Raw genomic sequence first — 11,390 nt, forward strand, 5'->3', positions numbered from 1 at the left:
ACCTGAAGAACAGCCCTCAATGCCTGGATTTTGCAGGCTTTTTTACAGTTTTTGGGTTGACGCGCCGCACGCGTTCTGCGTACTATCGGACCCAATTTTCCGGCGCCCCTTTGGAATCCGAGACGTTCGATGCGATTGATACTCAGCGTGCTGTTGACACTGTTGCTCGCCGCCTGCGCGAGCAGCGGCACGAATACGGCGCAATCCTCTCAACCGGCTTCCTCCGCGCTTGCCACCTCGCAGAACCTGCAACCCGTCGAAGGCAATCCCATCCAAAAGCATGCCGCGCTGTCCTCGTCCAAACACACCATCGACGTTGATCATGGCAGCGTGCAAGAACTGCAAGGCTCCGATGATTTATGGAGCCGGATTCGCGCCGGCGTCCAGATCCCGGACCTGCAAAGCAATCTGGTCGACATGCAGACGAATTGGTACGCACAGCGCCCCGACTACGTCGAGCGCATGACCGAACGCTCAAAGAAGTACCTGTATCACATCGTTGAGGAGCTTGAGCAACGGCACATGCCGACGGAGTTGGCGCTGTTGCCGTTCGTCGAGTCGGCGTTCAACCCGCATGCGCTCTCGGTCGCGAAGGCCGCCGGCATGTGGCAGTTCGTGCCCGGCACGGGCCGCACCTTCAAACTGAAACAGAACATGTTTCAGGACGAACGGCGCGACGTCGTCGCCTCGACCAGTGCGGCGCTCGATTATCTGACGAAGCTGCACGGCATGTTCGGCGACTGGTATCTGGCGCTGGCCGCGTACAACTGGGGCGAAGGCAGCGTGCGACGTGCGATTGCGCGCAACTTAGCGCGCGGGCTGCCAACCGACTATCAAAGCCTGCCGATGCCGGCCGAAACGCGCAATTATGTGCCCAAGCTGCAGGCGGTGAAAAACATCGTAATGAACCCGCGGCAATATGGGCTGACGTTGCCGGATATCCCGAATCACCCGTACTTCGTTACGGTGACGACCGCGCGCGACATCGACGTCAAGGTGGCGTCCAAGCTCGCAGGCCTTTCGCTGGACGAGTTCCGCTCGCTGAACCCCGGCTTCAAGCAACCGGTGATTCTCGGCGCATCGCAACCGCAGATCCTGCTGCCGTTTGAGAACGCGAATGTGTTCGAGCGTAACCTGAAGGCCTACGATGGAAACCTGTCGACGTGGAAAACGTACAAGGTGACCGAGCGCGCGACTCCGGCGGTGCTGGCCAAGAAAATCGGCGTTGACTCCGGCATGCTGATGACGGTCAACAAGATTCCAGCCGGCATGCGGCTCAAGCCCGGCTCGACGCTGCTGGTGCCCAAGGACGATGGCGACGACGAGGATATCAGCGCCGACGTCGCGGAAAACGCCGTACTCGCGATGGAGCCGGACGTGCCCGATACGCGTAAGATGTTGATCCGTGTGCGGCGCGGGCAGTCGATGGCGGCGGTGGCCCAGCGCTATGGCGTGAGCGTCGCACAGATCAAGGCATGGAACCATACGCGGCGCAACACGGTGATGGCGGGTCAGCGGCTGATGTTGCACGTACCAGTCGGGCGGGTGATTGTAAAGAAGGTGCCGGCGCCGCGCGCGGGCCGCGTGGAAAAGATTTCGGCGCGCGCGCAGGACAGGCGGGCGGTTTCGCGCTACGGTGCGCGCAGAGGCCGTGCGGGCATCGTGCGCGTTGCCGAGCCGGTCCGCAGCAAGGCCGGCGGGGTGAAGGCGGGCAAGGGGGCGGCGAAGTCGGCGGGCACTGCCGTATCCACCCGGGCCGGCAAGGCGGCGCGGGCGTCTGCCGGTAAGACCCAGGCCGCAGTCGTGAGCCGCGCGAAGACCACAGGCGACGCGCGTAGACGCAAGGCAAACTAGGCGACTTATGCATCGGCGGCGCGTTGCGGGGGCACGCGTATGATGCTCCATCGGGCGGGATATTGTGTCAGAACGAGCGATGCCGCAATTCTGATGTGGTCCAGTTGCACAAGCTCGCCCCGATCGATGAAGCGCCGCGCAAGCTGCAGCCGTGTGGTGCACACCCCCTGGCCGGCGAGCGCGGCTTGCAGCAGCAGCGCTGAGTCGTCGAAGATCGGTCCGCGCGTGGGCTCGTCCGCGTCCAACCCCGCCGCATTGAAGAAGTCCCGCCAGGAGCGCCGCGTAAAGCGCAGCAACGGCATCGACGGCAATTGCTCGATCCGGAAATCTGGATAGTGGGCAAGCAGCGTCGGATGGCACACCGCGACGACCTGGTCGTCGAGCAGCTTCCTTGCTTCGAATCCAGGCTCCTCGACCCGTCGATGCCAGATGCCGACGTCCACTGAATAGGGATCCGGCGGCTCGACCTCGGCGTGCATGCGCAGCGCCAGGTCCACCAGCGGGTGCCGGTCGTAGAAGTCGCTATGCGTCAAATGCAATGCTTCGGCGGCACGACTGAAACTGCGCCGGCGCGATGCGGCTTCCAGCGCCCGTAGCGCTTGCAGTGGCGGCAGTGGAGGGCTCATCGCGTCAAATTATACTCACAGCGCGGGTTGAAATTTCTCGTTGGCCATGTCGCCTCGCCTGTCCAATAATCGGCGTTCGATAGGCCGCCGCCGCACCAAGCACAGACTATGACTTCCAGCAGAATCCGCATCTTTGTCGTTTTTTCGATCGGCTACTTCGTGTCGTATGTGTTCCGAGGCGTCAATTTGGGTTTCGCGCCGCTGTTGGCCAACGAGTTTGGACTATCGTCGAGTGACCTCGGCACGCTGACCAGCATGTATTTCCTCGGCTTTGCCGGCGCGCAGATCCCGGTCGGCGTGCTGCTGGACCGCTTTGGCGCGCGGCGCGTGACAGCCGCGGTGATGCTTGTGGCCGCCGCGGGCATCTTGCTGTTCGGTCTCGCGCAGGACTTCGGTTCGATGATGCTCGGCCGCTTGCTGATCGGCGTCGGCGTGTCGGTATGCCTCGGTGGCGCGTTCCAGGCGACGGCGCAGCATTTCCCTGCGTCCCAGTTGACAGTCGTGAATGGGCTCGTGATGGTGGTGGGCGGCCTGGGCGGGGTAGTCGTGGGCACGCCGTTGACCTGGCTGCTGTCGGTAACGGGCTGGCGCACCCTCTGTATCGCACTGGCGGTGCTCACGCTCGTCGTGGCGGCATCGATTTGGGTGTTCGGGCCCCATACTCGGGAACCGCAACATCGCGCGGGTGTGCTGGCCCAATTGCAAGGCACGTGGGAAGTCGTGCGCAGCCGCCGCTTTTGGAAGCTGGCAACGTTCTCGGGCTTGACGCAGAGCGTGTTCTACGCGATGGCAGTCGCTATGGATCGGTGCATTCCTACGCGACGTCACGTTCCAGTCGTTGCCGGATGCCGCGGCCCGTGCCGCATCGAGCGTATCGGTGCTCGGTGCCACTTTCATTGCAGGCAATATTGGTTTTGGTGCACTGGCCCGCACACTCGAGCGTTGGGGCGTGTCGGTATATCGATTCTCTGGCGTCACGATGGTGTTGTTCGTGCTGGTGCAGGGGCTTATCGCCGCTCGCGTGCCGTTGCCGCCGATGGTGGTGTGGGCCGCCTATGGCGCATTGGGCGGCAGCGGCATTCTTACCTATGCCGTGCTTGCCAAGCACTTCCCGGTGCGCCTGATTGGCCGCGTGAACACGAGTTTCACGTTAGTGATTTTCCTTGGGATCTTTGTGCTGCAAGTGGCGATTGGCGCGGCGCTCGGTCATTGGCCGGAGCGGGGCGGCCATTATCCGGTTCACGCGCATCAGTGGGTCTGGGTCGCGCTGATTGTAGTGCAAGGGCTTGCTGCAATTGGGTACTTCATGCCGGCTCGCGACGCTCGGGCAGCGCGCGAGTGGCCACAGGGGGCGACCGGGACGGCTGAGGACGAGCCGATCCGGTGAAAATGGACTAAAACTGAAGCGTGGCCGACACTGGGTCGTTGAACCGATGGGTTTGAGGCAGGGTCGGTTTCAAGCTATAATTTGAAAGTTTAAGTTAATTAACCCGCACCCTAGCGCCTACCTCCCCCAAACCGCTCGTCCGCCGCGCGCCCGATGCTATCGGAGCTGTCGCCCGCAGCGGGGCCGCTTGTACGCGTCGTTCGTGAGCCGAATTGGCCTCGGAGGCGGACAATGCGCCCCCCGGACAAGGACGACAGGTCGGCAGCAGGGTGTTCCCGGAAGGAGCCTCCCGTGTTGCCGTCTTTTTCTCCCGCTCTGCTTGCGCTTGCCGATGGCACCGTTTTGCGCGGCTACTCGATCGGCGCCACCGGCCACACGATTGGTGAGGTGGTGTTCAATACCGCGATCACCGGCTATCAGGAAATCCTCACCGATCCTAGCTACGCGCGCCAGATCGTCACGCTGACGTATCCGCACATCGGCAATGTCGGTGTGAATAGCGAGGACGTCGAGTCGAGTCGCGTCCATGCAGCCGGCCTGGTGATTCGCGACCTGCCGGTGCTGGCGTCGAATTTCCGTGCTCAGCGCACGTTGTCTGACTATCTGGCCGGCGAGGGCGTGGTCGCGATTGCCGGCCTGGACACGCGCCACTTGACCCGCATCCTACGCGAGCGGGGCGCGCAGAACGGCTGCATCCTCGTCGGGACTGACGAACAGCAGGCGGTCGAGCTGGCGCGCGCGTTCCCGGGCCTGGCCGGCATGGATCTGGCAAAAGTCGTGTCGACGCACGCGCGCTACGAGTGGACCGAGGCCGAATGGCGCCTGGGTGAAGGCTACCGGGCGCAACAAACGCCGCAGCACCGCGTGGTCGCGTTCGACTATGGCATCAAGCGCAATATTCTGCGCATGCTTGCCGAGCGCGGCTGCCATGTAACCGTGCTGCCTGCGCAATCGAGCGCCGCCGACGCGCTCGCGCTGGATCCGGATGGCGTGTTCCTGTCCAACGGGCCTGGTGATCCGCAAGCGTGCGATTACGCGGTCGCCGCGACGCGCGAATTGATCGAGCGCGGCGTGCCGACGTTCGGCATTTGCCTGGGCCACCAGGTCATGGCGCTGGCTGTCGGCGCGAAGACGTTGAAGATGAAGACCGGCCACCATGGCGCCAATCATCCGGTCAAGGATCTGGACAACGGCAAGGTTGTAATCACCTCGCAGAACCACGGCTTCGCGGTCGACGCGTCGACGCTGCCGGCCAACGCGAAGGTCACGCACGTATCGCTGTTCGATGGCACGCTGCAGGGGTTCGCGCTGCAGGACAAGCCCGCGTTCTGCTTCCAGGGGCACCCGGAAGCGTCGCCGGGGCCGCGCGACATCGGCTACCTGTTCGACCGGTTCGTTGACCTGATCGAGGCGAGCAAGAGCGGCCGCAACTGCGCCACGAGCGCTGCATAGCGCCGCGCGGCGGGCGGCTCATTGCCCGCTGTGCGCCAGGCGGCGTGCAGGCGCGTGTGCGACATGCGCCGCACCGCAATACCGAAGACACGAATATCAGCGCGATACACGCGCACACCAGCGAGTAGCGTTATGCCCAAGCGGACAGACATCAACAGTATCCTTATCATCGGCGCGGGGCCGATCATCATTGGCCAGGCGTGCGAGTTCGACTATTCCGGCGCGCAGGCGTGCAAGGCGCTGCGCGAGGAAGGCTATAAGGTGATCCTAGTCAACAGCAATCCGGCGACGATCATGACCGACCCGGACACGGCCGACGTCACGTACATCGAGCCGATCACCTGGGAAGTCGTCGAGACAATCATTGCGAAGGAGCGTCCCGACGCGATCCTGCCGACGATGGGAGGCCAGACCGCGCTGAACTGCGCGCTAGACCTACATCGGCACGGCGTGCTGGACAAATACGGCGTCGAGTTGATCGGCGCGTCGCCCGCGGCGATCGACAAGGCCGAGGATCGGCAGAAGTTCAAGGAGGCGATGGACCAGATCGGGTTGGGCTCGGCCAAGTCGGGGATTGCGCACTCGTGGGAAGAGGCGCTGAAGGTCCAGGCCGAGATTGCCCAGGCGACCGGCGGCGCGGGCTATCCGGTGGTGATCCGGCCATCGTTCACGCTCGGCGGCTCGGGGGGCGGTATTGCATACAACCGTGTCGAGTTCGAAGAGATCTGCAAGCGCGGCCTAGACCTGTCGCCCACGCGTGAGTTGCTGATCGAGGAATCGCTGCTGGGTTGGAAGGAATTCGAGATGGAGGTCGTGCGTGACCGGCACGACAACTGCATCATCGTCTGCTCGATCGAGAACCTCGATCCGATGGGCATCCACACCGGCGATTCGATTACCGTCGCGCCCGCGCAGACGCTGACCGACAAGGAATACCAATTGATGCGCGACGCGTCGCTCGCGGTGCTGCGCGAGATTGGGGTGGACACTGGCGGCTCAAACGTGCAGTTTGCGATCAATCCGCGCGATGGCCGCATGATCGTGATCGAGATGAATCCGCGCGTGTCGCGCTCGTCCGCGCTTGCGTCGAAGGCAACAGGATTCCCGATCGCGAAGGTGGCGGCCAAGCTCGCGGTTGGCTATACGCTGGATGAGTTGAAGAACGAGATTACCGGCGGCCAGACGCCGGCCTCGTTCGAGCCGACGATCGACTACGTGGTCACGAAGGTGCCGCGCTTTGCGTTTGAGAAATTCCGCGAGGCCGATCCGCATTTGACGACCCAGATGAAGTCCGTCGGCGAGGTGATGGCAATCGGGCGCACGTTCCAGGAATCGTTTCAGAAGGCGCTGCGGGGGCTGGAGGTCGGCGTGGACGGGCTGGACGAAAAGTCCACGGACCGCGACGAGATCATCGAGCGGATCGGCACGCCGGGTCCGGACCGGATCTGGTATGTCGGCGACGCATTCCGCGTGGGCCTGTCGCGCGACGAAATCTTTGACGAAACCGCGATTGATCCGTGGTTCCTCGCCCAGATCGAGCAGATCGTGTTGAAGGAAAAAGCGCTCGCCGCACGCTCGCTGGTCAGCCTGTCGCGCGACGAGTTGCGGTACCTGAAGCAGAGCGGCTTTTCGGACCGGCGTCTGGCCAAGCTCACGGGCGCGAGCCCGGCCGAGGTGCGCGCGCGTCGCATCGAATTGAATGTGCGGCCGGTCTACAAGCGCGTGGACACCTGCGCGGCGGAGTTTGCGACGAAAACCGCCTACCTGTACTCGACGTACGAGCAGGAGTGCGAGGCGCAGCCGACGACGAACAAGAAGATTATGGTGCTGGGCGGCGGCCCAAACCGGATTGGCCAGGGCATCGAGTTCGACTATTGCTGCGTGCATGCCGCGCTGGCGATGCGCGAGGACGGCTACGAGACGATCATGGTCAACTGCAATCCGGAAACGGTGTCGACTGACTATGACACGTCGGATCGGCTCTATTTCGAGCCGCTGACGCTGGAGGACGTGCTCGAGATCGTCGACAAGGAAAAGCCGCTCGGCGTGATCGTGCAATACGGTGGCCAGACGCCGCTGAAGCTCGCACTGGATCTAGAGGCCAATGGCGTGCCGATTGTGGGCACCTCGCCAGACATGATCGATGCGGCCGAGGACCGCGAGCGTTTCCAGAAGCTATTGCAATCGCTCGGCCTGCGTCAGCCACCGAATCGGACCGCCCGCACCGAGGACGAAGCGCTGCGGCTGGCCGGCGAGATCGGCTATCCGCTTGTCGTGCGGCCCTCCTATGTGTTGGGCGGCCGCGCGATGGAGATCGTGCATGAGCCACGCGACCTGGAACGCTACATGCGCGAGGCGGTCAAGGTATCGAACGACTCGCCGGGTGTTGTTGGACCGGTTCTTAAATGATGCGATCGAATGCGATGTCGATTGCATCTGTGACGGCAATGCGGTCTTCATCGGCGGCGTCATGGAGCATATTTGAGCAGGCGSGCGTGCACTCTGGCGATTCCGCATGCTCGCTGCCACCGTACTCGCTGTCGGCCGCAACCGTGACCGAGCTGAAGCGGCAGACCGCGGCGATGGCGCGAGCGCTGAACGTGATCGGGCTGATGAACGTACAGTTCGCGATTCAGCAGGTGCCGCAGGCCGACGGTACGCTCGGCGATGTGATCTACGTGCTGGAAGTCAATCCGCGCGCGTCCCGCACGGTGCCGTATGTGTCGAAGGCGAGCGGGTTGCAACTGGCCAAGATTGCCGCGCGCGCGATGGTCGGACAGACGCTAGCCGCGCAGCGGGTGACACGGGAGGTTGAGCCGCCTTACTTCAGCGTGAAGGAGGCGGTGTTCCCGTTCATCAAGTTCCCGGCTGTCGATCCGGTGTTGGGACCGGAAATGCGCTCGACCGGTGAAGTGATGGGCGTCGGACGCACGTTCGGCGAGGCGTTGTTCAAGTCGCAACTGGCTGCCGGCTCGCGGCTGCCCGCGTCGGGCACCGTGCTGTTGACCGTGATGGACGCGGATAAGCCCAAGGCCGTCGAGGTAGCGCGCATGCTGCACGAGCTTGGCTATCCGTTGGTCGCGACGAAGGGAACGGCCGCGGCCATTGCGGCTGCCGGCGTGCCGGTCAAAGTCGTCAGCAAGGTCAAGGACGGTCGGCCGCATATCGTCGACATGATCAAGAACGGCGAGATCGCGCTCGTGTTCACGACTGTCGATGAAACCCGGACCGCGATTGCTGATTCGCGCTCGATCCGCATGAGCGCGCAGGCGAACAAGGTGACGTACTACACGACGATGTCTGGCGCGCGCGCTGCAGTCGAAGGGCTGCGCTATTTGAAAAACCTCGAGGTCTATGATTTACAAGGGCTTCACGCTCGCCTAAACTGATCATCGATCCGGCGGTTTGCGCAGATGAGGTAAGATGCGTCTGTACCCGTCGGTGGTACCCGAAATAGCCCTATGAGCCGCGGTTGAGCGGTATCCCGGAATGGGATGCGATCAACCGCGGTAATTTTTTTAATCCTGAGCCGTTTATGAGCACTATTCCACTGACGAAGCGCGGTGCTGACCAACTGCGTGACGAATTGCAACGACTGAAGTCGGTCGAGCGTCCGTCGGTGATCCACGCGATCGCCGAGGCGCGTGCACAAGGTGATTTATCGGAAAACGCCGAGTACGATGCCGCGAAGGAGAAGCAGGCATTTATCGAGGGCCGCATCGCTGAACTTGAGTCAAAATTGTCGGCCGCGCAGATCATCGATCCGAAGGCGGTCGACGCGGACGGGCGCGTCGTATTTGGCGCCACCGTCGATCTCGAGGATCTCGATTCGGGTGACAAGGTTACCTACCAGATCGTCGGGGACGACGAGGCGGATCTCGAGCATGGGCTGATCTCGGTCAGCTCGCCGATTGCTCGCGCGTTGATTGGCAAGTTTGAGGGCGATGTGGCGGCGGTGCAAGCGCCCAGCGGCGTGCGCGAGTACGAGATTATCGCGGTACGCTACGAGTAAAATGTCATGTTCCTGTTGATTACGGCATTTGAACGATGATTGCACAGCGCCTGTTCCGCCTGCTCGCGATGCTATGGGTTGGCAGTCTCGTCAGCATCGGCTACGTGGCTGCGCCGACCCTGTTCGCGTCGCTCGATCGCGCGAGCGCGGGCACGGTCGCCGCCTCACTGTTCCACACGCAGGCAATGATCGGCGTGGTGGCCGGTATCGTGTTGCTCGGGTTCGCGCACGCGTTCGTTAAGCGCGGCGACCGGACGTACCGGGCTGCGCGCTGGGTGATCGTCGCGATGCTGGTCTGCGTGCTGGTCGGTTATTTCGCGCTGCAGCCGTTCATGAATGAATTGCGCGTCGCGGCGCAGCACGCCGGGACCGATGTCGGACATTCCGTCTATGCGGCGCGCTTTGGTGCGTTGCACGTCGCGTCCAGCGCCCTCTATCTGGTGCAAAGCCTGCTTGGCCTTGTGCTGGTGTGGCGCCTGCCAGTTGCCACGCGGTCGATGTTCTGAGCGATCGATCGGCCTTCGCTGCAATCGTGGCGCGTTCGCCGTGCAGGCTGGGCGCAATCGCATGCCAGCAAGCGTCGCGCGGGGACGCACGGGGTCCGGTAGCAGGCTGGTTGTGCCTACTTGTTAGACTGATGTTGGCGCTTCAGACTCGTCTGCCGCTTTTTCGCCTTTTTAACATTGCCGCCAGCGGTGACGCGTTCATTGCCGAGTACCTTGACCAATTGCGGCTTTGGGCGTCGTACTGTGCTGGACGGTTTTACCACCTTGACGACGCGTGGCGCGGCACCGGTCGTCGATGTGTCGCGGCGCGCGGCGCAGCGCGCGGTGCCGGCGCTCGGCACGTCGGTGCTGCGCTGCGCCGCGGCCTGGGTCTTGGTCGCGCGGGTGCGCGATGCACTGCCGCGCGGGGTGCTGGCTTCGGTGTCGTCGCGCTGCGGCCTCCAGATCACCAGCAGCTTGCCGATGTGCTGAATGGGCGCCGCCGACAGACGGTCGCAGATCGTGTCGTAAAGCGCCGCGCGCTCGTCGCGCTCGTCGCCGAACACGCGGATCTTAATCAACTCATGCGCGTTCAGGTGCACGTCGATCTCGTTGAGCACCGCGTCGGTCAAGCCGTCTGCGCCGATCAGCACGACTGGTTTGAGCGAATGGGCTTGCGAGCGCAGCGCGCTGCGCTCGGCGGAGGAAAGGGTAAGAGCAGGCATGAGGGTAATCCGTCAAGCAGGGTCACGGCCAACGGCCGCAAAGACGCGTATTATCCGCTAAAAGAGCCGTCACCGTGTCGCTCGGGCCACATTTAACCTGTTTTATGGCAAAAAATCGTTTCAATCAGTCGTGGTTGCATGACCACATCAATGATCCGTACGTCAAGCTCGCGCAGCGCGACGGGTATCGGGCACGCGCGGCGTACAAGCTCAAGGAAATCGACGAGCAGGATAAGCTGATTCGGCCCGGGCAGGTGATTGTCGACCTGGGCGCCGCACCGGGAAGCTGGAGCCAATACGCGCGCAACAAGCTGGCGGCCGGCTCCCACCGTGCCAGCGGTGGCATTGATGGCACGATCATTGCGCTGGATATGCTGCCCATGGAACCGATCGCCGACGTGACGTTTATTCAGGGCGATTTCCGTGACGATGCGGTACTGGCGCAGTTGGAGGCGGCCGTCGAGGGTCGCGCGGTAGACCTTGTCATTTCCGACATGGCCCCCAACCTGTCGGGTGTTGCGGTAGCGGATGCAGCGCGGATCGAGCACGTATGCGATTTGGCGCTCGAATTCGCGCAGAATCACCTGACATCACAGGGGGCGCTGTTAGTTAAGTGTTTTCACGGCAGCGGTTATAGTCAGATCGTCGAGCGGTTCAAGCACCAGTTCAGGAGCGTGGCGGCGCGCAAGCCGAAGGCCTCGCGCGACAAATCGTCGGAAACGTTTATTCTCGGTCGGATGCTGAAGCATCCGCGAGCGTAAATGCAGCAATATCGGTTCGGTAGCGCACCGTTTCGGCATGGCGCGCTGAAACGCGTGAAGCGCGTGGTTTTTCAAATTTTTCGCTATC

At 62.8% G+C, this 11,390-nt stretch carries 7 protein-coding genes and 2 pseudogenes; 7 read left to right on the forward strand and 2 right to left on the reverse strand.

The window, feature by feature from the left end:
• Window positions 1-129: 129 nt before the first annotated feature.
• Complete coding sequence (locus tag RBRH_RS03570) at window positions 130-1,854, forward strand: transglycosylase SLT domain-containing protein (RefSeq protein WP_013434600.1); 1,725 nt, start codon at window positions 130-132, stop codon at window positions 1,852-1,854.
• 5 nt (window positions 1,855-1,859) lie between these two features.
• Here RBRH_RS03570 and RBRH_RS03575 read toward each other — a convergent pair whose 3' ends face one another.
• Complete coding sequence (locus RBRH_RS03575) at window positions 1,860-2,480, reverse strand: LysR substrate-binding domain-containing protein (protein ID WP_013434601.1); 621 nt, start codon at window positions 2,478-2,480, stop codon at window positions 1,860-1,862.
• A 108-nt stretch (window positions 2,481-2,588) separates the two neighbouring features.
• Here RBRH_RS03575 and RBRH_RS03580 point away from each other — a divergent pair.
• From RBRH_RS03580 to RBRH_RS03600, 5 genes and pseudogenes are all read left to right on the forward strand, one after another.
• Window positions 2,589-3,867 (forward strand): annotated as a pseudogene (locus RBRH_RS03580) (MFS transporter).
• Between the two features lie 291 nt (window positions 3,868-4,158).
• Window positions 4,159-5,319 carry a glutamine-hydrolyzing carbamoyl-phosphate synthase small subunit gene (carA, locus tag RBRH_RS03585; protein WP_041753190.1) on the forward strand — a complete coding sequence of 387 codons (1,161 nt, stop codon included), beginning with the start codon at window positions 4,159-4,161 and terminating at the stop codon, window positions 5,317-5,319.
• Between the two features lie 132 nt (window positions 5,320-5,451).
• Window positions 5,452-8,708: pseudogene (carB, locus tag RBRH_RS03590) on the forward strand (carbamoyl-phosphate synthase large subunit).
• A gap of 146 nt (window positions 8,709-8,854) precedes the next feature.
• Complete coding sequence (gene greA, locus RBRH_RS03595) at window positions 8,855-9,331, forward strand: transcription elongation factor GreA (protein ID WP_041754109.1); 477 nt, start codon at window positions 8,855-8,857, stop codon at window positions 9,329-9,331.
• A gap of 35 nt (window positions 9,332-9,366) precedes the next feature.
• Entirely contained in the window at window positions 9,367-9,837 is a 471-nt protein-coding gene (locus RBRH_RS03600) for a DUF4149 domain-containing protein (RefSeq protein ID WP_013434607.1), read from the forward strand.
• 116 nt (window positions 9,838-9,953) lie between these two features.
• Here RBRH_RS03600 and RBRH_RS03605 read toward each other — a convergent pair whose 3' ends face one another.
• Window positions 9,954-10,541, reverse strand: coding sequence for a YhbY family RNA-binding protein (locus tag RBRH_RS03605; RefSeq protein ID WP_013434608.1), 588 nt, complete (start codon window positions 10,539-10,541; stop codon window positions 9,954-9,956).
• 104 nt (window positions 10,542-10,645) lie between these two features.
• Between RBRH_RS03605 and RBRH_RS03610 the strand changes: the two genes are divergently transcribed.
• On the forward strand, window positions 10,646-11,302 hold the full coding sequence (locus tag RBRH_RS03610; RefSeq protein ID WP_041753191.1) for an RlmE family RNA methyltransferase: 657 nt from the start codon (window positions 10,646-10,648) through the stop codon (window positions 11,300-11,302).
• The last annotated feature ends 88 nt before the right edge of the window (window positions 11,303-11,390 follow it).

Source organism: Mycetohabitans rhizoxinica HKI 454, from assembly GCF_000198775.1.
Lineage (GTDB): Bacteria > Pseudomonadota > Gammaproteobacteria > Burkholderiales > Burkholderiaceae > Mycetohabitans > Mycetohabitans rhizoxinica.

Bases quoted from the DNA above. Each gene is read 5' to 3' on its own strand.
- RBRH_RS03570 (WP_013434600.1), top strand. From the start codon at position 130: ATGCGATTGATACTCAGCGTGCTGTTGACACTGTTGCTCGCCGCCTGC.
- RBRH_RS03575 (WP_013434601.1), bottom strand. From the start codon at position 2,480: ATGAGCCCTCCACTGCCGCCACTGCAAGCGCTACGGGCGCTGGAAGCC.
- greA (WP_041754109.1), top strand. From the start codon at position 8,855: ATGAGCACTATTCCACTGACGAAGCGCGGTGCTGACCAACTGCGTGAC.
- RBRH_RS03600 (WP_013434607.1), top strand. From the start codon at position 9,367: ATGATTGCACAGCGCCTGTTCCGCCTGCTCGCGATGCTATGGGTTGGC.
- RBRH_RS03605 (WP_013434608.1), bottom strand. From the start codon at position 10,541: ATGCCTGCTCTTACCCTTTCCTCCGCCGAGCGCAGCGCGCTGCGCTCG.
- RBRH_RS03610 (WP_041753191.1), top strand. From the start codon at position 10,646: ATGGCAAAAAATCGTTTCAATCAGTCGTGGTTGCATGACCACATCAAT.